We start from the raw sequence: 18,628 nt of genomic DNA, 5'->3' as shown, positions 1-18,628 counted from the left end.
GGCTCAGGGCGGCGTTATGCGCTTCGATTCATCATAAATCATAACGTTGATACCATTTTATGATACTATGCTCTATAGTGCCTTCTATGAATGCTAAACACCGTAAAACGCTCACAGCGATATTCAAAGATCCAACCCCAAAACAGTTGGAATGGAAGGCTATAGAAGCCCTCTTGATTGCTGTCGGAGCTGATATTATCGAGGGGCGCGGGTCACGTGTAAGATTCTATAAAGATGGGGAAATCGGAACTTTTCATAGACCGCACCCAAAAAAAGAGGCAAAGCCCTATCAGGTTAAAGATGCACGAGATTTTCTAACTAGAATTGGAGTTAAACCATGAACACAATGACATACAAAGGCTATGCAGCTAGCATAGAATACAGTGACGATGATGAATGCTTTATTGGTCATATCGCAGGCATTAAAGATCGAGTTGGTTTTCATGGTGAGTCAGTAACAGAATTAAAAGATGCTTTTCACGACGCAGTTGAAGATTATCTCGAAACTTGTGCCTCTGTGGGCAAAGAGCCTCAGAAACCATACTCTGGAAAATTGATGCTACGTATTCCACCAGAACTTCATGCAACCATTGCAACAGCAGCTCAGGTTAGCGGTCAAAGTATCAACCAATGGATTTCAAGAGCCTTAGTTCAAGCTTCTCGCATATAAACCAGCGCATAACAAGTGCGTGGTGTCGCCAGCAAGCTGGCTGGGACTGCCGCCTGCGGCGTCAGCCCCACACGCAGGCGTTATGCCTTTAATCCTCAACAGTGCTATTACCACTATTATCTCTGGTACATATTCTTACTCGATATTCTTACTCGCACACATCCATCTTTTGATTCAGTAGTTATTTGTGTAACAGAGTTGCCATGGTTTATTTGCTGCAAAGTTGCTGTTTGATCTTCTGAAGGTAAACTAATTTGAATAGGATCTCCCTCCTGTGTGCCATAAATGAAAATTCCTTCTCCACGCTGTTGAAGCTGAATAGAAATTCCACTGCTATGTGACAAATCTGGCATTGGAGGCATTGGAGGCATTGGAGGCATTAGAGGCATTGGAGGCATTAGAGGCATTGGAGGCATTGGAGGCATTGGAGGCATTGGAGGCATTGGAGGCATTAGAGGCATTAGAGGCATTAGAGGCATTGAGGGTATTGGAGGCATTGAGGGCGTTGCCGGTAAAAATTGTGCCGACATTGATAACCCATGTGCTCCAAATGTGTATGGAGCATATCGTTGACGACGTGAATGTCGTGGGTGACGTGATTCTTCATGGTTAGACATTACACAAATAACATCAACGCATTTATCATGCTCTTCAGTACTGTACTCTGGAGTATGAATACAAGCTTTCTGCATGCAATTCGGGCATGTATCATGGGCCTCAAACCAAGGGGCTATACAAGTGGCATGATATAAATGCCCACAACAAAGTTGTTGTACATTGTCACTATCTTCTAAGACTTCCAGGCATAAAGAGCAAGCCTCTTGCGCTAATGCTTGTAGAGGGATTATGAATAAAGATAAGGTCAACAACTTAAAGATAAAAATTTTGTTCATGATGGAAGTCTATGCGCCTCAGCCCAGCTCAGTATAGGCATAAATCGGGTAAGGACTGGTCTTTCTCCAGCCCTCCCCACAGCACCCGGCATGCGGGTCCGCACCGGGCGGTTCACCGAGGATAGTGAAACCTGATCCATAACTCTTTCAGGGAAACAAGCCCAATATTTGCAAGATAACTGTCGTTGAGTGCCTGCTGTGTTGCAAAGGTTTTGCTCAACCGATAATACCCTTTGCTGCTGGCTGCAATCGAAGCGGCCTTGATATGATCAACGCCTAACTTGACTAAATTTCGATAACGGGTTTTCGGCTTGCGCCACTGCTTAATAAAACAGCAACGGATGCGCCGACGTATCCATTGATCCAGCAGCGGTATAGGACGGTAATATTCGGTTATTCTGAAATAACCCATCCAGCCCCGGATATATTCGGCAAGCTTTCGCAGGCGGTAGCCCATCGAGACTCCCCAGCTGCGGCTGGTGAGTTTGATGATTTTCCGCTTAAAGCGAAGCAGGCTTTTCTGTGACCAGCGGACTCTCTTCCCTGTGAAGGTAAAACTCAGGAACTCGACCTCAGTGGATTTCACCACCTTGCTTTTGGTCGGGTTGATTGTCAGTTTCAGTCGACGCTCAAGGTACCGGGTGATGCTTTCCATCACCCTTTCCCCTGCCCGTTGGCTGTGAACCACTATCACGAAGTCATCGCAATATCTTGCGAAACAGTGACCCCGATATTCCAGTTCCTTGTCCAGGTCATCAAGAAGTACATTCGACAGCAGCGGTGAAAGTGGACCGCCTTGTGGCATACCCACCCGTGTCGGGTAGCATTGCCCATCAATCATGACGCCAGCACGGAGGTAGCAACCAATCAGTTTTAGAAGACGCTTGTCGTTAATCTTACGGGCGACTCTCGACATGAGTACATCATGGCTGACGGTATCAAAGAACTGACTCAGATCAACGTCAACCGCCTGATGCAGCCCCTGTTTGATATAGCGTTTAACCTGTTGCACAGCATCATGTGCAGATCTTCCCGGTCTGTAACCAAAGCTGCTGTTTGAAAATCCGAGATCAAAGATGGGGGTTAACACCTGCACTATGGCCTGTTGTATAACCCTATCCTGAACGGTAGGAATTCCAAGCAACCTTTCTCCTCTATCGGGTTTCTCAATGACAGCCCGAAGCACCGGAGACGGTTTATATGTTCCATCCAGTAAGGCTTGGCGCACTGAAGGCCAATGCTGTTTAGCAAAGTCAGGGTAGGCCTCAATGGTGACTCCATCAATACCGGGAGCACCTTTGTTGCTTCTGACCTGTTTCCATGCCTTCAATAAGTTGGCAGGCTCCAGTGCACAACTTAGTAGATCGTGGTTCAAAGCTGGTTAAAGATTCTGTCGCCAGACACAGTGTTTCGCCGGACGGCTGCACTGCGCTGAGGGAATCAGTCTCCTCTTTGTCATCGGTGTTCAGTCCTTCGCTGACGACTCCTGTCGAACAACTACGCGGTAACTGCTCCTGCGTTACTCTAGCTCCTGCATCCATGCAGTCGTATGACGTCTGCTGACTTCTGTTCAATCACCACACAGGATTACTCCTTTGGGCGCTATTGGTTGTCATCGGGTTTGCTCGAACAGGGTGATGAATCTTGCTCGCCGAGCCTGTTGTAACCAGTGGCTGAGAACTGGGAATAACCAATCGCATGTTGAACAGACCTCCCCGGATAAGAACATGAACTGTCAGTGCACAACCGCCGCATTTACCGTGTCTCTCAAACCAGAGGGCTTTGTGATCATTGGCTCACTCGCCCACGAGACTCGGCCTTGTATGCGATTTATGGGGGACGCCCAGTCTCCGTCGGCTCGCACCTTTGCAGTCAGACTGCCTCCGCACAATCCCTCGCGGGATTGCACTTGCCTTAAGCTAGTGGTTATCATCGGTTGGCTTATTAGGCGCAAGATCCGATGCTGGTTTACCCACAGGGGACTTTCACCCCATAAGTTCATGCCCATGCCGGGCGTACCAAGTGCTTCAGGTGAAGCCTATGGTGTACCTGATGCAGGCGTCAGCTGCTAAGAGTAAATATGCACATTCCATCAAAATTTAAAGAAGAAAACTTGGATAAATTGTATGAGTTTATTCAAGAGCATCCGCTTGGCACTCTAATAGTTTCAGCTGAAAATACTTTGGATGCTGACCATATTCCGTTTTATCTTCAGAAACGAAAGAATGCACAGGTAATACTTCAAAGCCATATTGCAAAAGTAAACCCTTTATGGAAAAAGGTCTCAGACGGTCAGGAGGTTCTGCTTATCTTTCATGGACCAAACGCTTATATCAGCCCGAATTTATATCCATCAAAGAAAGAAACGGGTAAAGTCGTTCCAACATGGAATTACTCTGTCGTACACGTTAGAGGTCGAATTTTTTTCAGACATGAAAGTGACTGGATTATTCAGCTGCTCAACAATATTTCTGACTTTCATGAACTAAACCAAACCCTTCCTTGGTCAGTTTCAGATGCTCCGTTTGAGTTCACTAAAAAACTGATAAATGCTGTTGTTGGTTTGGAGGTCGTTATTGATGATATAGTTGGTAACTTCAAGTTAAGTCAAAATAAAACAGCATCAGACTATTCAGGTGTCGTAAACGGTTTGGCGGCTTCAGAAAACAATTCAGATATTTCTGTGTCCAAAAAAATGCAACAATCAGAACGCAGCTAACTGTCTGGGACGCAGCCTGCAAGCGTTAGCCGTCATAATAACATCGAGAAGTATCGTAATGTCAGGAATAGTAGATCTTGGAAAACTTCTGGAAAGTATGAACCCAGTGCTAGTTGAGGATGAATTTGTATTTTGCAATGTATCAGGTCAACTGTCCGAGTATATTAATTTAAACCCTCTTGCTACTTTCAATGAATCAGAGGGCTTAACATTGGTTTTACCAAAAAAATCTGCTGAAAGTGCTGGCATTAGTTTTGAAAATACCTACAAGCAAATCACTTTAACTGTGCATTCAAGCTTGGAGGCTGTTGGCTTAACAGCAGCAATATCAAACAAACTTGCGTCAAAAGGTGTCAGTGCAAATGTAATTGCAGCATATTTTCATGATCATGTTTTTGTTCAATCTGAAAAAGCTCACGCCGCATTAGCTGCTTTGCACGAAATATCGGGGAAAAACGGCTAACAAGCACATGGTGTCGCCAGCAAGCTGGCTGGGTCGCCTACGGCGCCCCACATGTAGGCGGTTATGTGGCACAAATCAACAATTGAGTAAAACGAGAAAAATATGAGAACTATTGGTCTGCTTGGAGGAATGAGTTGGGAATCTACCGCAAGCTATTACAAAGCAATAAATGAAGGTATCAAAGAAGTACTTGGTGGCTTACATTCCGCCAAAATCTGCCTCTATAGTGTTGACTTTGATGAAATAGAAAAGCTGCAACATTCTGGTTGCTGGGATAAGACAGGAAAAATTCTTTCTCAAGCCGCTCAATCAGTTGAAGCGGGTGGAGCTGATTTTATCCTCATCTGTACAAATACAATGCACAAGGTTTCAGAAGAGATTCAATCTTCTATTTCAATACCACTTGTTCATATTGCAGACGCAACCGCAGAAAAACTTATCACTGATGGAATAAAGCGGGTTGGTTTGCTTGGTACAAAATTCACAATGGAGCAAGATTTTTACAAAAATCGAGTTTCAGAAAATTATGGTATAGAGGTTATTGTTCCAAACGATCAAGATCAAAACATTATTCATCAAGTAATTTACAATGAGCTGTGCCTTGGTGAAATTAATGATGAATCGAGAGAAAAATATCTCGAAATTATCAGCAACTTATATTCGCAAGGAGCAGAAGCGGTAATTCTTGGTTGTACTGAAATTGCGTTGCTTGTTCAACAGCAGCATACAAATATCCCGCTATACGACACAACACAAATTCATGCAGCACAAGCTGTGAAATTTGGCAACCAGTCAAAGTGCCGCATAACAAGTGCGTGGTGTCGGCAGCAAGCTTCCTGGGACGCCGCTTGCAGCGGTGCCGCACAGGCAGGCGTTATGCCCTTATACCAAGAAAACAAATTACAATCTGACCGGTGAGAAAAATATAATGGCTAAAAAAGAATCACTCCTAAAACTCATAGAGATCATTGAGTCCCACAAGGCAAACCGAACAGATATGATGTTCAGAAATTATTTTTCTTTAGCATGTCATTTATCCCTTCAAGGGAAAGACGAAGCTTCGAGAAAAGTTCTCAGGAGCCTTTTTGATTGGCTTGGATATGAGAATAGGAAAACATATTTCAATAACATAATTCACACACTCCCACAATACGCTGAAGATTATGCTTGGGAAATATCAGCAAATTGTGAATTTAATGAGTTAGTTCAGGAAATTACTAGAAGCAAAGAACCAGCATAAGTTAAATAAAGGCAAGCAATGAAAGTGGTTTCTATAGATACTGCCAAGCATTACAAATGGGGCGAAAAGTGTGATGGTTGGCATCTCGTAAAGTCTGCCATGCTCAGTGTAATCCAAGAGCGTGTTCCCAGTGGCTGTAGTGAAATTCGACATTTTCACCAAAAGTCAGAGCAGTTTTTCTACATATTATCTGGTAACGCAGTTATTGAAGCTGATGGAGTGGTTCATTCGTTGATTACAGGACAAGGCTTGCATATTCCGGCTAAAGTCCCACATCAGCTTAAAAATACAAGCTCTCAAGATTTGGTTTTTGTTGTCACATCTGTTCCGCCGAGTCATGGTGATCGTATCGAAGCACGGGCATAACGAATAAGGATAGATTGCGCCCAGCCGCAATCTTATCCTGTTGTTGCACAAGCCCAGGTTGAATTCTGGTAAGAAAGGTCTATTGAAGTTTACTTATCTGGCGGACCTTGAATCAAAACGTTTTTTCTGAACGCTATTTATTCAGGATGAGTGTCTCCAGACCACTGCATTACGGTAGTCTTGGGTATATCGGATCTGTCTGGCTGAGCTTACATTTCCTCCTTGCTTGTGAATGGCGGTGTTTGTTGATGTGACAATAGCTCAGGTCGGTTTCAGGAAACTGAACGCAATGTGTTTCATAGGCTCACCGCAACGCCTGCATGTGAATTTCGGGCGAATCACGGGTTCGAATGCTTTGACCATCACATTTAAAACCAGTTGCACCAGTGATAATTGTTTTTTTGCGTTGCTGTGTAAAAATCCGTAATCCCGCGATCGTCGAAGTCGCCTGGGTAATACATGTTTCAGTACCAGCCACAGGAAGTCTTCTCCTGTGTCAACAGAATGGTGTAATAGCGCAGTTTCCGTGCAGTATTGAGCAGTCGTTCTACCTCTGCAGGCTTCAGGATAACGGGCAGTCGCTTGACGGTCGGTGGTTTGATGATTTCAACAAAGCCACAGGGTTTCCCAGAACATGTTTCCAGAAAAACTGCAGGCCATTACAATCGGTTTTGACCTTGCTCCAGGAATGGCTTTCCAGAAGGGCGGCAAAATAGGTTTTTAAATCCTCAGGGCTGAGTCTGTCAGGAGAACGATCAAAGAAGGTTGCCAGCCGCCGAATTGGCCTGCTGTATAGATCAATGGTTGATTTTCTTTTGCTCTGAAGCTTCAGGGTGGTGATGTGTTTTTGATACAGTTTGTCAAACCGGATTTGCTCAGAACGTTCCATGTTGCTTCCTTATATAAGCCGCGCCGGAGTGGTACGGATATCAGGAAGTATTGGCAATGTTGGGGTGGCTGGGATGAACGGTATTTTTTTGCCGCGTTAGCGGCTTGGTTCAACAACAACGATCATGGTGTATCAAACAGACGCATGAAAAAAATTCAGGTGACGCCTACAGCACACCTGATTTAGGCGTTATGTTGCATACAAATCAAAGGAATCATTCATCAAATGGACTTTCTCCCCAAAGTGTTGGAAGCAGAGAGATTAATTCTCAGACAATTCGAAGACGGTGATTGGGTTGATTTGCACAAATATTATTGTGACTCAGTAGCTACAAAATTCACAACTGGTCGCTCTTTTACAGAGGGTGAAACATGGAGAGCTATGGCAGGAATGATTGGCCATTGGCAACTACGAAGTTATGGCCCTTATGCTGTTGTAGAAAAGTCCAGTAACGCTGTACTGGGTCCAGTAGGCTTCTGGTATCCTAACGACTGGCCATCTCCAGAAATAAAGTGGGCACTGGCTCCGGAGTTCTGGGGACATGGCTTTGCAAAGGAGGCAACTCTGATTGTTCAAGCAACTGGCAAAAAAATTATGCCAGATTTGTCTTTGATAAGTTTTATTCATTCAGAGAACTTGGCATCAATAAAGCTAGCGAAATCTGTAGGTGCAAATCTCGAAAAAGAAACAGAGTTCAGAGGTGGGCTCTGGCAAATCTACCGCCATCCACATGCAACATAACAATTACAGGCAAAGGGATGGCTCACTGCGTTCGCAACACTTGCTGCAAGCGTTATGCTACGTACGTTTATAATAATAGGATTTAATATGTTAGATAAACTAAACAACAAAGTACTAATAATATGTTCATTGATATCTACATGCATTATGTTTTCAATTGTCATGTTTTATGTAAATCCATTAATTGATGGTAAAAATGGGTTTGAAGTTATTGGCTTGCAGCTGGCTTTTAATAAATCGGTTGGTATCGAGTTGGTGAGACATTGGGGGGATTCTGGTATAAACAATTTTAAATCATTGATATTTACTGACTATATCTATGCTGTATCTTACTCTTTGTTTTTTTCATCATTATTGTCATTTCTTATTTTCAAGAACAACAAATCTAAGCACTTTTCTTATACTTGGGTTGTATACCTAGCTTTTCTAGCAGGAATACTCGATTGCATTGAAAACACTATTGAACTTCGTTTTTTAGAAAATACTGCAATTTTTTCGGATGATATATTTTTAATCCATTCTTGGCTTGCTGTTTTTAAGTGGGCCACCCTTCCAGTCATATTAGGCTATGTTTTAGTTTTGTCTGTGCCGAAAAAAAATACTATGACGATAGAAAAAGCATAACAAGGCCAGTCAGTCGGAATCGCTACGCTCTCCGCTGCTGGCGGCGTTAAACCGCATTACCTATCATTGACATACTATAAATGATATATATACTATATTTGGTATGTGGGAAATATACGAACATAAGAAATTGGCTGGTCAGCTTCGAAAAATTCCGAAGGATGTCTTGCAAAGGTATGAAAAATGGAAGGATATCGTAATGATCTCAGGCCCTGGAGGCCTAAAACAGATTCGTGGGTTTAATGATGAGGCCCTACGTGGAGAGTGGAAGGGCTTTCGATCATCACGCCTAAATATGCGATATAGAGTGATTTACAAAGTTGAGAAAGACAATGTTCTTGTGCAGGTCGTAAAAGTAACTCCACACGACTACAGGAGAAAATGAAATGAGCGAATACAGGAAAGCTAAACGTCATGTAGCGCTGTCAGTGGGCGATTCGGTTCGGATTGTACGAGAGCTTCAAGAGCTCAGTCAGAATGAACTTGCGGAAATAACTGGGATACCGCAGTCTACACTTTCTGCAATCGAAAATAATCGAGTCAATCTTGGAGTTGAAAGGGCCAAGATCTTAGCTCGTGCTTTAAAATGTCATCCAGCCGTTCTAGTCTTTCCTGGTTGGGATATTAATCAAGAATCAGCGGCTTAATTGCTTTATATCTCAAACATGGCTTTCAAGCATTACATCAAGCAGAGCAGAATTCTGTTACAACAACGATCATGGTGTATCAAACAGACGCATAAAAAAATTCAGGTGACGCCTACAGCACACCTGATTTAGGCGTTATGTTGCATACAAATCAAAGGAGTCATTCATCAAATGGACTTTTTTGTCCCCAAAGTGTTGGAAACAGAGAGATTAATTCTCAGACAATTCGAAGACGGTGATTGGGTTGATTTGCACAAATATTATTGTGACTCAGTAGCTACAAAATTCACAACTGGTCGCTCTTTTACAGAGGGTGAAACATGGAGAGCTATGGCAGGAATGATTGGCCATTGGCAACTACGAGGTTATGGCCCTTATGCTGTTGTAGAAAAGTCCAGTAACGCTGTACTGGGTCCAGTAGGCTTCTGGTATCCTAACGACTGGCCATCTCCAGAAATAAAGTGGGCACTGGCTCCGGAGTTCTGGGGACATGGCTTTGCAAAGGAGGCAACTCTGATTGTTCAAGCAACTGGCAAAAAATATATGCCAGATTTGTCTTTGATAAGTTTTATTCATTCAGAGAACTTGGCATCAATAAAGCTAGCGAAATCTGTAGGTGCAAATCTCGAAAAAGAAACAGAGTTCAGAGGTGGGCTCTGGCAAATCTACCGCCATCCACATGCAACATAACAGTTACAGGCAAAGGGATGGCTCACTGCGTTCGCCACCCTTGCTGCAAGCGTTAGCCCTCCTAAATCTAGCTAAGATCAATCCCTTGACTTTATTTGGCTCCAGAGTAAACTTAAAATCAATAAATTGATCTTATAGTAATTTTCATGTTAACTATATCTGGCAATGAAATAATAAAGCGCCTCTACTTTGATAACCCATGGTGGGAAACCTCCAATATTGAATCTAGGTACCAAAATTATCCCAAGAGGTTTTACTTTACTCCTTTCTTTGAATTGGTTAGAGAGTCATCTATAAATAGAGCTGCTGTCTTAATGGGGCCTAGACGAGTTGGTAAAACTGTTATGGTTTACCATACAATTGGAAAGTTACTTGAAGAAGGTGTTAGTCCGACCAGCATTCTTTATGTTTCTTTGGAAACACCTATATATACGGGTCTTTCGCTTGAACAAATTTTAAATTTTTTTAATGAAGAATTTAAGCATAAGAGAGATAGCAAACTCTATATAATTTTTGATGAGATACAATATCTTCCAAACTGGGAAGTTCATTTAAAATCACTTGTTGATTCATATGCATCTCATAAGTATATTGCCACAGGTTCAGCCGCTGCTGCTCTTAAATTGAAAAGCCGTGAATCAGGTGCAGGTCGGTTCACAGAGTTTCATCTCCCATCTCTAACATTCGCTGAGTACATTTCGTTTATCAATAAGTCAGATAAACTCATGAGCTATGATGATGAATTTTGGGAAGCATTAGATATAGAAGAACTAAACAAAGAGTTTGTAAACTATCTTAACTATGGTGGTTATCCTGAAGCTGTATTTTCATCATTGATACAAGAAGACAGCTCTAGATATATAAAGAGTGACATAATTGATAAAGTGCTTTTAAGAGACTTACCAAGTCTTTATGGGATAAATGATGTTCAAGAATTGAATAAACTTTTTAATGCTATAGCCTATAACACAGGTAATGAAATAACTTTAGAGTCATTGTCAAAGTCGTCAGGTGTTTCAAAAAATACCATAAAAAAATATATTGAGTATTTAGAAGCTGCTTTTCTAATAAAGATTATTCATCGTGTAGATATTAGTGCAAAAAAATTCAAAAGGGCAACAACGTTTAAGGTATATCTTACAAACCCTTCAATGAGGGCCGCTCTTTTTGGCCCTGTGGAGGGAAACCATGAAGCAATGGGAACCTTGACAGAAACAGCAATCTTCAGTCAGTGGGTACATAATCCCAATATAGAAAACTTACACTATGCTCGTTGGAAGGCAGGCGAAGTTGATATTGTGTGGTTAAATCTTGCAACTCAAAAGCCTTACTGGTGTGTTGAAGTAAAGTGGTCTGATTTACCATGCTCTGACTCTAGAGTTCTAAAGGGGATTATCGCATTTATAAAGCAGCATGATTTAGATGATGGCTTAGTAACCACAAAAACAATAACTCAGAAACAAACCGTTGATGGTGTTAAGCTACGATATAGGCCTAGTGCTGCTTACGCATACACCTTGGGGGCAAATATACTCGGAGGGCTAAATCGGGTAGCCGGAGGATACTAACCTCCAACCCCCACCCCACGTAGCGTGCGGATCCGTACCGGGCGGTTCACCGAGGATGTTGAAACCTGATCCATAAGTCTTTCAGAGAAACAAGCCCAAGGTTTGCAAGAAAGCTGTCGTTCAATGCCTGCTGCACTGCAAAGGTTTTGGCCAACCGGTAATACCCTTTGCTACTGGCTGCGATCGAGGCGGCTTTGATATGGTCAACGTCTAACTTGATCAGATTTATATAACGGGTTTCCGGCTTACGCCACTGCTTGATAAAACAGCAACGGATGCGCCAACGTATTCATTGATCCAGTTGCGGTATGGGGCGGTAATATCCGGTTATCCTGAAATAACCCATCCAGCCCCGGATATATTCGGCATGCTTTCGTAGTCGGTAATCCATTGACACTCCCCAGCTGCGACTGGTGAGTTTGAATATCTTCCGTTTGAAGCGTTGCAAGCTCTTCTCTGACCAGAGGATTCGCTTCCCTGTGAAGGTAAAACTCAGGAACTCGGCTTCAGTGGCTTTCACCACTTTGCTTTTGGTGGCGTTGACGGTCAGTTTTAATGGGCGCTCAAGGTAACGGGTGATGCTATCCATCACTCGTTCCCCTGCTCGTTGACTGCCGACCAGTATCACAAAGTCATCGCAGTAACGCGTGAAACAGTGGCCCCGGTATTCCAGTTCCTTGTCCGGGTCGTCGAGAAGTACATTGGACAGCAGCGGTGAAAGAGGACCGCCCTGTGGCATGCCTACCCGGGTAGGGTAGCATTGCCCATCGATCATGAAACCAGCGCGGAGGAAGCGGCCAATCAGTTTTAACAGGCGCTTGTCGTGAATCTTACGAGAGACTCTTGACATGAGTACATCGTGGCTGACGGTATCAAAGAATTTACTCAGATCAACGTCAACTGCCTGATGTAGCCCCTGTTTGATATAGCGTTTAACCTGTTGCACGGCATCTTGTGCAGACTTTCCTGGTCTGTAGCCAAAGCTGCTGTTGGAGAATCCGGGGTCAAAGATTGGGGTCAACACCTGCACTCTGGCCTCTTGTATAACCCTGTCCTGAACCGTTGGAATGCTCAGCAGCCGTTCTCCTCCACCGGGCTTTTCAATAACAACTCGAAGAACCGGAGATGGCTTATATGTTTCATCCAGTATGGCTTGGCGCACTGAAGGCCAGTGCTGTTTGGCAAGGTCAGGGTAAGCCTCAATGACGACGCCATCGATACCGTTGGCAGTAATGGAAAGGTTAGATATGGTCAGGCAAGCATCAAACTTTGAGCATCCAGCCTAACCTGTTGGCCACAAACTCAGAGAGCACGGATTAAACAATCACGTTGGGCAGCAACCGCCTTTTAACAAGTGCAGTCAAAGGGAGGCTCACTGTGTTCGCGCCCTTGCTGCAGGCGTTATCAGTAGGGATACATTATGAGTAAATCAACGTTTGAAAAAACATCGATCGGTTCGGCTTTTGAAAGCCTTTTTGTTTTCCTGGTTGCGGGAATGCTATTGGTTGTTCTGGGTGGCTGTTTTGTAGATCTTAGTGGGGACTTGCCAGGTTGGTACTTAAATTTGATTCAAGAACCTATCTCGATCGGATACTTCTTTATATTGAGTATTCTAAGTCTATTGGCTACTGCTTTAGTTACTTGGGGAGGGACTAAGAACCATAATGAAAAGTGGTGGTTCGAAAAAATCTTTTTGGCTCCTTGTAGAGCAGGAATAAGTTGCGGCTTTATCGCAAGCGGTATGCTCGTTGGTATTGGGTTAGGATTGTTCATAGTTACCCGTGGGGTGCCTGATTCAGAACTCGCAAATACCTCACTAGCTTTTATTGCGTTGGGTGTATACTGCTTTGCTGTAGCTTATCCTATAGCACTGCTGATGCTTTACTTGATCAATCAGGATGCAAAACATAACTTTGTAATCGATCTGTTTGGTGCTCTATACATAGCTTTAGTAATCTTTGCAGGCTTCATGTTTAAAGAATATATGGATTGGGTTGGTTTGGGGGCGTGCTTTGCAATATTAATTATTTATGCATTTGTAGGTCGAATATGGTTGCGCAAAACTGATAACAAATAAATCAGCCTGTTGCCTGGCAGCACAGGTTATTAAGGCGTTAGGTGCTCACAACTTCACATCGCGCAATGGCTCTGCTATCAGAGGAAATTCAGAAATTACCTTCTTGTCCATCGTGAACAGTTTTGTCCCAAGGTTCATAGCCAAAGAAACATATTCGCAGTCGTATGCTGAGCAGTTGCTCTGATTTACAAGAGATAACACGTTCAGTGATTTGATGTCATATTCATTACCAGACATTAATGTTTCAGCTTCATTCTGTATCTGGAGAGCTTTGTCGTAGGTAACAAGCTCCTTTCTCAGATAGAGTGCTAAAACATTTCTAAATTCGCTACGCCAGAGGTGAGGAGCAACCCACAACGGGTCAATTTCGAGAAGCTTTTCCGCATGCGGGGTGTATTTCGTTGGCAAGTACAAATAAACGAGTACATTGGTATCAACAACAATCATGCTCTGCCTTTATTAATCGCATCTTGGATATCGTCAATATCAACCAGATTGGCATCAATCCCTCTACGTAGCTCTCTGGCACGCTGCAAGTGCTCGGAAGGGTTCACTCGCTTAGGCAAAAGCATTTGCTCAAGACAATGAATTAACTCACTATTTATGCTTCTGTGGTGGGCGGAAGCCGCTTCTTTCAACCTGTTATAAAGAGTTTCGGGTATGTTTTTAACCGTAATGGCTGGCATTGCCTAACCTCCTGAAATGTCATAATGGTTTCATTATGGTTGCAAAGTGCCAATCAGTCAAACAACGCACCTAAATCGGTTAGCCGCAGGTCTCTAACCTCCAGCCCCCATACCACCACGGCGTGCGGATCCGCACCGGGCGGTTCACCGAGGATGGTGAAACCTGATCCATAAGTCTTTCAGAGAAACAAGTCCAAGGTTTGCAAGAAAGCTGTCGTTCAATGCCTGCTGCACTGCAAAGGTTTTGGCCAACCGGTAATACCCTTTGCTACTGGCTGCGATCGAGGCGGCTTTGACATGGTCAACGCCTAACTTGATCAGATTTATATAAGAGGTTTCCGGCTTACGCCACTGCTTGATAAAACAGCAACGGATGCGCCGACGTATCCATTGATCCAGTTGCGGTATGGGGCGGTAATATTCGGTTATCCTAAAATAACCCATCCAGCCCCTGATATATTCGGCAAGCTTTCGTAGTCGGTAATCCATTGACACTCCCAGCTGCGACTGGTGAGTTTGAGTATCTTCCGTTTGAAGCGTTGCAGGCTCTTCTTACGAGAGACTCTTGACATGAGTACATCGTGGCTGACGGTATCAAAGAATTTACTCAGATCAACGTCAACTGCCTGATTTAGCCCCTGTTTGATATAGCGTTTAACCTGTTGCACAGCATCTCGTGCAGACTTTCCTGGTCTTTAGCCAAAGCTGCTGTTGGAGAATCCGGGGTCAAAGATCGGGGTCAACACCTGCACTATGGCCTGTTATATAACCCTGTCCTGAACCGTTGGAATGCCCAGCAACCGTTCTCCTCCATCGGGCTTCTCAATAACAACCTGAAGAACCGGAGATGGCCTATATGTTCCATCCAGTATGGCTTGGCGCACGTCAGTGCACAAAGCTTCCGCGTCCTGCATCCATGCAGACGACCGCCGCATTTACCGTATCTCTCAAACCAGAAGGCTTTTTGACCTTTGGCTCACTTGCCCACGAGAGTCGGCCTTGTATGCGATTTCTGGGGGACGCCCAGTCTACGTCGGCTCGCACCTATGCAGCCTAGACTGCCTCCGCACAATCCCTCGCGGGATTGCACTTGCCTTAAGCTAGTGGTTATCATCGGTTGGCTTATTAGGCGCAAGATCCGATGCTGGTTTACTCACAGGGGACTTTCACTCCATAAGTTTATGCCCATGCCGGGCGTACCAAGTGGTTCCAGGTGACGCCTACGGCGCAGCTGAACCAAGCGTTAGGCACTTCAATCAATATGCTCAACTGACATAAAATCAGCTTTATTTAAAGCTAAGCTTTTTTTCATGTTGGTACATTCAGAGTTTTGTGTAATACTGCCATCTTTAAAGGTAAGCCCGCTGAGACTGGGTGTTTCTCTGAGCGCAGACATCGAATATAAAAATTGTTTTTTATGAAGAGCAACGTCAGTCGTATCTACATTATGCCTTATTAAAACTTTCCCTAAGAAATCAGAAAGCTTTGCTCTATTTACTTTGATATGGCAGTGCCAACCGTCTAACTTGTGATTTTTACTAGTAGGATTTTCTGGCTTATGTAACTCTGCTTTATGGTCTGGATGATAACTAAAAATCATACTTCCACTATCATAACCCAATGCATTTTGACATTCTCCAAAGCTAAAAAAAATTTTACCTGGAGGATAATATATTGTTAATACATCTTGCTGAGCAGCCTCTCTTTCCGTTAGCTTTACAGCTGAAATGAAAGCTTGGCTTTTAGGAAAATAAGTAAAGCTCAGCGATTTACTGGTTATAGATTTACTAGCAAATTTACCTGACGAAAGGTTTTCTTGGTTTGATGCGTCTTGCGGACTTGGTTGTAATAAGTTTACCTGATCTATTCCTTGCACTTTATCCTCCTTAATAATCAATTTAATTACTAATCTGACAATGCTGCTGCCAAGTAGTTCTACCAATACAAACATGTGTGTTAGCAATACTAACTATTCGAGACCAGTGCATAAATCGGGTAAGGACTGGTCTTTCTCCGTAACCTTGAATGTCTTTTCCAGGTGAGGCTTGAGGCCATATGCATGCCATATCCGGCGAACACTTCTCTCACTGATACCGCTAACAGCAGCCATAGTTCGGGTGCTCCAGTGAGTGGCATTTTCCGGAAGGGTGTTTGTGGTCAGACTCACAATCTCAGCAGCATCAATCTGCTTTTTACGGCCACTGCGAGTTCGATCCTGTTCAATCCCGGAGAAGCCTTCCTGAGCATATCGGTCACGCCAGCGGCTGACCTGATGACGACCGATCTTCAGTATTTGCGCAATCTCAAGATTGCTTTTTCCTTCTGCAGAGAGAAGAACAATCTGGGCACGGCGGGCCAAGCGAAGAGGGCAAGTATTTGATGAAGTAATCTTTCTGAGTCATATTTCTTCAGAAGCATCAAGTATTATCTCTGTGGCAACTCGCATAGTAAAAACAGGCAGTGGTTGGAATAACATCCATAGTAGACCGTTAGGAGTCTTTATGTACTGTTAATTAGGTCGCACTACACTAGTTCCGACAGCTTCATGCCGTCGTACTTTCCGTCATAAACTTTCATGTGGCAGTCACGGCAGACCGGTATTTGCTTCCGGTTGATTTGCGCCATTACCTTGCTAAAGCCTTTGGCTTCCTGACCCATCTTGCGGGTATGCCGGACATGATGCATCTCAATATCATCGGGTTTACCGCAAATTGCACAGTGACACCCCAACTTGCTCCTTGTTCGCTGGTTTATTCGCTTCGGGTACAATTTCTCAGGATCAAGACCTTTGCCGATGACATTAAATGCTTTCTGGTTCACCTTCAGGGACAGGTTATTGCCGTATCCATTAAAATTAACCTGTCTTATACCATCTTTAGTTGTCTTCAAGGCTGTAATCTTACCGTTGCATTTCTTCAAAACTTGCCGGGTTGAACAGCGCCTGCTGCTCGCTAATGTATGCATCAGTGATCTTTGAAGCGTGTATACCATCCAGCTCATTTTTGACCTGTTGGCAGCGAAAGAGTAATAGTTCAGAACTTCTCCCAAGACCGAGTTGTAGTACATGACTATTTCCCATTCCTGTCTCGGGATTAAATCTCTACGCGCTTTTCCCTTAAAAGACCCCTTCTTAGCAAATCCATCCTCAACCAGTTTGCCCATCAGCTCCATGATCGGAGCTTCGAGCCTTATGGTGCCCGCACCAGTACGTGCAAGTGTTGCCCGTTTCGCATGGCCACTTTTATGTTTGGAAGTGTGCCCCTTGGGATCGGATTTAATATACGTCCCAAGAAATTTCACTTTTGCCTTGTCGGGTCTGGCGATCATGGCGGATGAAACAACCCTACAAGTGCTGAAAGAACCAGGGCGAGAGGCGGCCAGCAAGTCGTATATGTGGCTATATCGCAATGGTGCTTACAGTAAACCCATTGTCATCTACGAATACCAGCAGGGGCGTGGATCTGAACATTTTAGCTGACTATCAGGGGACTCTGCACCGCGATGGCTACGCCATAGAACAGAGAGTGCGGGACAAAACACCGGATGAGCGACGCCTGGCGAGGCAAAACGACGCCGGTCCGGTGATGGACAAAATCAAGGTTTGGCTGGAAAAACAGGCGCTGAATGTCACCCCCAAAAGCAAGCTGGGTGAGGCGATTCGCTACATGCAGAACCAGTGGACGTAACTTGTTCGCTAGCTGGACAATGGTCTTGTGGGCATTGACAACAACGCATCAGAACGGGCGATCAAACCCTTCGTGATGGGGCACAAAGGCTGGCTATTCTCAGACAGTATTGCTGGTGCACGCAGCAGTGCGGTTCTGTACACACTGGTGTATGCACAAGCCTGTCAGTCTGCTGTTTCTAGAGATCCTCATGACCTGTGATCAGCTAAAGCGGGTTGGTCGTGAGATGTTTGCTATTGATGGTCGTAAAATGTCGTCCAATGCCCGCAAGGAATGGAGTGGGACACATAACATAAGGAACTGCCCAGTAAACAGAAAAAGCTCGAGCAGATGATCGCCCATCTGATGAAAAAGCATCAGAAGCACGACGTTCAGGAAGCACAGAACGAGCAGTATCGTGAGGGCGATGAGAAGCGTATTCAGACTCTGCGTATGGTAGCAATCTCCTTTTTCTACAGATTCGTTATGCTTTTATGAAGGAAATTGAAAATGCAAAAATATGTGTCAAACTGCCTATGTATTTCTCGCTCTTTGTGATGGTGAGATGATGTTCTTGGAACCTAGCAGCCTGTCGGACTTAAGACTGTTCTACTGCGGTTGCAATAAATTGGTCTAAAAATCTCTGTTTCTTCGTCAAATAGCTCGCTATTCTCCTCAGAAACAGAGATT

The 18,628-nt window shown here is 44.0% G+C and carries 25 protein-coding genes and 4 pseudogenes; 17 read left to right on the top strand and 12 right to left on the bottom strand.

From position 1 onward, the window contains the following. The first annotated feature begins 86 nt into the window (after positions 1-86). The 3 genes from ACOJUN_RS21815 to ACOJUN_RS21805 all read left to right on the top strand — a co-directional run bounded on the left by ACOJUN_RS21815 (position 87) and on the right by ACOJUN_RS21805 (position 1,283). Positions 87-341: a type II toxin-antitoxin system HicA family toxin gene (locus ACOJUN_RS21815; RefSeq protein WP_422133964.1), complete on the top strand. Its 255-nt coding sequence runs from the start codon at positions 87-89 to the stop codon at positions 339-341. After that, entirely contained in the window at positions 338-670 is a 333-nt protein-coding gene (locus ACOJUN_RS21810) for a type II toxin-antitoxin system HicB family antitoxin (protein ID WP_257282032.1), read from the top strand. Before ACOJUN_RS21815 ends, ACOJUN_RS21810 begins: the two co-directional genes overlap by 4 nt. A 337-nt stretch (positions 671-1,007) precedes the next feature. Then, on the top strand, positions 1,008-1,283 hold the full coding sequence (locus ACOJUN_RS21805; RefSeq protein WP_422137147.1) for a hypothetical protein: 276 nt from the start codon (positions 1,008-1,010) through the stop codon (positions 1,281-1,283). Between the two features lie 91 nt (positions 1,284-1,374). On the opposite strand, the pseudogene ACOJUN_RS21800 reads toward ACOJUN_RS21805, so the two are convergent. Then, positions 1,375-1,563 (bottom strand): annotated as a pseudogene (locus tag ACOJUN_RS21800) (RING finger domain-containing protein); the annotation flags it as partial. A gap of 112 nt (positions 1,564-1,675) precedes the next feature. Further along, positions 1,676-2,893: a group II intron reverse transcriptase/maturase gene (gene ltrA, locus ACOJUN_RS21795; protein ID WP_422133963.1), complete on the bottom strand. Its 1,218-nt coding sequence runs from the start codon at positions 2,891-2,893 to the stop codon at positions 1,676-1,678. A gap of 750 nt (positions 2,894-3,643) precedes the next feature. On the opposite strand from ltrA (ACOJUN_RS21795), the gene ACOJUN_RS21790 reads away from it, so the two are divergent. The 5 genes from ACOJUN_RS21790 (at position 3,644) to ACOJUN_RS21770 (ending at position 6,351) form a co-directional block, all read left to right on the top strand. Beyond that, positions 3,644-4,282 carry an FMN-binding negative transcriptional regulator gene (locus ACOJUN_RS21790; protein ID WP_422133962.1) on the top strand — a complete coding sequence of 213 codons (639 nt, stop codon included), beginning with the start codon at positions 3,644-3,646 and terminating at the stop codon, positions 4,280-4,282. A gap of 58 nt (positions 4,283-4,340) precedes the next feature. Beyond that, the gene (locus ACOJUN_RS21785; RefSeq protein WP_422133961.1) at positions 4,341-4,745 is read left to right on the top strand and encodes an ACT domain-containing protein; all 405 of its coding nucleotides are present in this window, start codon (positions 4,341-4,343) and stop codon (positions 4,743-4,745) included. A 102-nt stretch (positions 4,746-4,847) separates the two neighbouring features. After that, entirely contained in the window at positions 4,848-5,663 is an 816-nt protein-coding gene (locus ACOJUN_RS21780; protein ID WP_422133960.1) for an aspartate/glutamate racemase family protein, read from the top strand. 10 nt (positions 5,664-5,673) lie between these two features. After that, a complete protein-coding gene (locus ACOJUN_RS21775) occupies positions 5,674-5,985 on the top strand; it encodes a hypothetical protein (RefSeq protein WP_422133959.1) in 312 nt (103 codons plus the stop codon). Between the two features lie 24 nt (positions 5,986-6,009). After that, a complete protein-coding gene (locus ACOJUN_RS21770) occupies positions 6,010-6,351 on the top strand; it encodes a cupin domain-containing protein (RefSeq protein WP_422133958.1) in 342 nt (113 codons plus the stop codon). A 261-nt stretch (positions 6,352-6,612) separates the two neighbouring features. On the opposite strand, the pseudogene ACOJUN_RS21765 reads toward ACOJUN_RS21770, so the two are convergent. After that, a pseudogene (locus ACOJUN_RS21765) lies at positions 6,613-6,846 on the bottom strand (transposase); the annotation flags it as partial. Positions 6,847-6,913: 67 nt separating this feature from the next. Next, a complete protein-coding gene (locus ACOJUN_RS21760; RefSeq protein ID WP_422133957.1) occupies positions 6,914-7,240 on the bottom strand; it encodes a phage integrase N-terminal SAM-like domain-containing protein in 327 nt (108 codons plus the stop codon). Positions 7,241-7,465: 225 nt separating this feature from the next. Between ACOJUN_RS21760 and ACOJUN_RS21755 the strand changes: the two genes are divergently transcribed. From ACOJUN_RS21755 to ACOJUN_RS21730, 6 genes are all read left to right on the top strand, one after another. Beyond that, positions 7,466-7,981: a GNAT family N-acetyltransferase gene (locus ACOJUN_RS21755; RefSeq protein ID WP_422133956.1), complete on the top strand. Its 516-nt coding sequence runs from the start codon at positions 7,466-7,468 to the stop codon at positions 7,979-7,981. Positions 7,982-8,068: 87 nt separating this feature from the next. Continuing rightward, positions 8,069-8,605: a hypothetical protein gene (locus tag ACOJUN_RS21750; RefSeq protein ID WP_422133955.1), complete on the top strand. Its 537-nt coding sequence runs from the start codon at positions 8,069-8,071 to the stop codon at positions 8,603-8,605. A gap of 103 nt (positions 8,606-8,708) precedes the next feature. Beyond that, a complete protein-coding gene (locus ACOJUN_RS21745; protein ID WP_422133954.1) occupies positions 8,709-8,990 on the top strand; it encodes a type II toxin-antitoxin system mRNA interferase toxin, RelE/StbE family in 282 nt (93 codons plus the stop codon). A 1-nt stretch (position 8,991) separates the two neighbouring features. After that, a complete protein-coding gene (locus tag ACOJUN_RS21740) occupies positions 8,992-9,252 on the top strand; it encodes a helix-turn-helix domain-containing protein (RefSeq protein ID WP_422133953.1) in 261 nt (86 codons plus the stop codon). A 171-nt stretch (positions 9,253-9,423) separates the two neighbouring features. Then, positions 9,424-9,942 (top strand): GNAT family N-acetyltransferase, encoded by a 519-nt coding sequence (locus ACOJUN_RS21735; RefSeq protein ID WP_422133952.1) that lies wholly within the window; start codon positions 9,424-9,426, stop codon positions 9,940-9,942. Between the two features lie 146 nt (positions 9,943-10,088). Next, on the top strand, positions 10,089-11,510 hold the full coding sequence (locus tag ACOJUN_RS21730; protein WP_422133951.1) for an ATP-binding protein: 1,422 nt from the start codon (positions 10,089-10,091) through the stop codon (positions 11,508-11,510). A 289-nt stretch (positions 11,511-11,799) separates the two neighbouring features. Here ACOJUN_RS21730 and ltrA (ACOJUN_RS21725) read toward each other — a convergent pair whose 3' ends face one another. After that, the gene (gene ltrA, locus ACOJUN_RS21725; protein WP_422137114.1) at positions 11,800-12,729 is read right to left on the bottom strand and encodes a group II intron reverse transcriptase/maturase; all 930 of its coding nucleotides are present in this window, start codon (positions 12,727-12,729) and stop codon (positions 11,800-11,802) included. 201 nt (positions 12,730-12,930) lie between these two features. Here ltrA (ACOJUN_RS21725) and ACOJUN_RS21720 point away from each other — a divergent pair, with 201 nt between their 5' ends. Next, positions 12,931-13,587, top strand: a complete 657-nt coding sequence (locus tag ACOJUN_RS21720; RefSeq protein WP_422133950.1) for a hypothetical protein — start codon at positions 12,931-12,933, stop codon at positions 13,585-13,587. Between the two features lie 45 nt (positions 13,588-13,632). Here ACOJUN_RS21720 and ACOJUN_RS21715 read toward each other — a convergent pair whose 3' ends face one another. The 7 genes and pseudogenes from ACOJUN_RS21715 to ACOJUN_RS21685 form a co-directional block, all read right to left on the bottom strand. Further along, the gene (locus tag ACOJUN_RS21715; protein ID WP_422133949.1) at positions 13,633-14,034 is read right to left on the bottom strand and encodes a type II toxin-antitoxin system VapC family toxin; all 402 of its coding nucleotides are present in this window, start codon (positions 14,032-14,034) and stop codon (positions 13,633-13,635) included. After that, positions 14,031-14,273, bottom strand: a complete 243-nt coding sequence (locus tag ACOJUN_RS21710) for a FitA-like ribbon-helix-helix domain-containing protein (RefSeq protein ID WP_422133948.1) — start codon at positions 14,271-14,273, stop codon at positions 14,031-14,033. The genes ACOJUN_RS21715 and ACOJUN_RS21710 overlap by 4 nt, the downstream gene beginning before the upstream one ends. A gap of 144 nt (positions 14,274-14,417) precedes the next feature. Then, a pseudogene (locus ACOJUN_RS21705) lies at positions 14,418-14,777 on the bottom strand (group II intron maturase-specific domain-containing protein); the annotation flags it as partial. A gap of 257 nt (positions 14,778-15,034) precedes the next feature. After that, entirely contained in the window at positions 15,035-15,208 is a 174-nt protein-coding gene (locus ACOJUN_RS21700; protein ID WP_422133947.1) for a hypothetical protein, read from the bottom strand. Positions 15,209-15,525: 317 nt separating this feature from the next. After that, positions 15,526-16,149 carry a hypothetical protein gene (locus tag ACOJUN_RS21695; RefSeq protein ID WP_422133946.1) on the bottom strand — a complete coding sequence of 208 codons (624 nt, stop codon included), beginning with the start codon at positions 16,147-16,149 and terminating at the stop codon, positions 15,526-15,528. 93 nt (positions 16,150-16,242) lie between these two features. After that, positions 16,243-16,632, bottom strand: coding sequence for a helix-turn-helix domain-containing protein (locus tag ACOJUN_RS21690; RefSeq protein ID WP_422133945.1), 390 nt, complete (start codon positions 16,630-16,632; stop codon positions 16,243-16,245). 164 nt (positions 16,633-16,796) lie between these two features. Beyond that, positions 16,797-17,600 carry a group II intron reverse transcriptase/maturase gene (locus ACOJUN_RS21685; protein ID WP_422133944.1) on the bottom strand — a complete coding sequence of 268 codons (804 nt, stop codon included), beginning with the start codon at positions 17,598-17,600 and terminating at the stop codon, positions 16,797-16,799. Between ACOJUN_RS21685 and ACOJUN_RS21680 the strand changes: the two genes are divergently transcribed. Both ACOJUN_RS21680 and ACOJUN_RS21675 read left to right on the top strand, forming a co-directional pair. Then, complete coding sequence (locus tag ACOJUN_RS21680; protein ID WP_422133943.1) at positions 17,599-17,751, top strand: IS66 family transposase; 153 nt, start codon at positions 17,599-17,601, stop codon at positions 17,749-17,751. The genes ACOJUN_RS21685 and ACOJUN_RS21680 overlap by 2 nt on opposite strands. Further along, positions 17,681-18,160 (top strand): annotated as a pseudogene (locus ACOJUN_RS21675) (IS66 family transposase). Before ACOJUN_RS21680 ends, ACOJUN_RS21675 begins: the two are co-directional and overlap by 71 nt. The last annotated feature ends 468 nt before the right edge of the window (positions 18,161-18,628 follow it).

Origin of the sequence: Endozoicomonas sp. ALD040 (genome assembly GCF_049275945.1) — a bacterium.
In the GTDB taxonomy this organism is placed as follows: domain Bacteria; phylum Pseudomonadota; class Gammaproteobacteria; order Pseudomonadales; family Endozoicomonadaceae; genus Endozoicomonas_A.
This window is presented reverse-complemented; position numbering and strand designations above follow the sequence as displayed.

Bases quoted from the DNA above. Each gene is read 5' to 3' on its own strand.
- ACOJUN_RS21750 (WP_422133955.1), top strand. From the start codon at position 8,069: ATGTTAGATAAACTAAACAACAAAGTACTAATAATATGTTCATTGATA.
- ACOJUN_RS21680 (WP_422133943.1), top strand. From the start codon at position 17,599: ATGGCGGATGAAACAACCCTACAAGTGCTGAAAGAACCAGGGCGAGAG.
- ACOJUN_RS21715 (WP_422133949.1), bottom strand. From the start codon at position 14,034: ATGATTGTTGTTGATACCAATGTACTCGTTTATTTGTACTTGCCAACG.
- ACOJUN_RS21785 (WP_422133961.1), top strand. From the start codon at position 4,341: ATGTCAGGAATAGTAGATCTTGGAAAACTTCTGGAAAGTATGAACCCA.
- ACOJUN_RS21700 (WP_422133947.1), bottom strand. From the start codon at position 15,208: ATGCGGCGGTCGTCTGCATGGATGCAGGACGCGGAAGCTTTGTGCACT.
- ACOJUN_RS21745 (WP_422133954.1), top strand. From the start codon at position 8,709: ATGTGGGAAATATACGAACATAAGAAATTGGCTGGTCAGCTTCGAAAA.
- ACOJUN_RS21730 (WP_422133951.1), top strand. From the start codon at position 10,089: ATGTTAACTATATCTGGCAATGAAATAATAAAGCGCCTCTACTTTGAT.
- ACOJUN_RS21755 (WP_422133956.1), top strand. From the start codon at position 7,466: ATGGACTTTCTCCCCAAAGTGTTGGAAGCAGAGAGATTAATTCTCAGA.
- ACOJUN_RS21710 (WP_422133948.1), bottom strand. From the start codon at position 14,273: ATGCCAGCCATTACGGTTAAAAACATACCCGAAACTCTTTATAACAGG.
- ACOJUN_RS21740 (WP_422133953.1), top strand. From the start codon at position 8,992: ATGAGCGAATACAGGAAAGCTAAACGTCATGTAGCGCTGTCAGTGGGC.
- ACOJUN_RS21685 (WP_422133944.1), bottom strand. From the start codon at position 17,600: ATGATCGCCAGACCCGACAAGGCAAAAGTGAAATTTCTTGGGACGTAT.
- ACOJUN_RS21735 (WP_422133952.1), top strand. From the start codon at position 9,424: ATGGACTTTTTTGTCCCCAAAGTGTTGGAAACAGAGAGATTAATTCTC.
- ACOJUN_RS21760 (WP_422133957.1), bottom strand. From the start codon at position 7,240: ATGGAACGTTCTGAGCAAATCCGGTTTGACAAACTGTATCAAAAACAC.
- ACOJUN_RS21780 (WP_422133960.1), top strand. From the start codon at position 4,848: ATGAGAACTATTGGTCTGCTTGGAGGAATGAGTTGGGAATCTACCGCA.
- ACOJUN_RS21790 (WP_422133962.1), top strand. From the start codon at position 3,644: ATGCACATTCCATCAAAATTTAAAGAAGAAAACTTGGATAAATTGTAT.
- ACOJUN_RS21815 (WP_422133964.1), top strand. From the start codon at position 87: ATGAATGCTAAACACCGTAAAACGCTCACAGCGATATTCAAAGATCCA.
- ACOJUN_RS21810 (WP_257282032.1), top strand. From the start codon at position 338: ATGAACACAATGACATACAAAGGCTATGCAGCTAGCATAGAATACAGT.
- ACOJUN_RS21775 (WP_422133959.1), top strand. From the start codon at position 5,674: ATGGCTAAAAAAGAATCACTCCTAAAACTCATAGAGATCATTGAGTCC.
- ACOJUN_RS21720 (WP_422133950.1), top strand. From the start codon at position 12,931: ATGAGTAAATCAACGTTTGAAAAAACATCGATCGGTTCGGCTTTTGAA.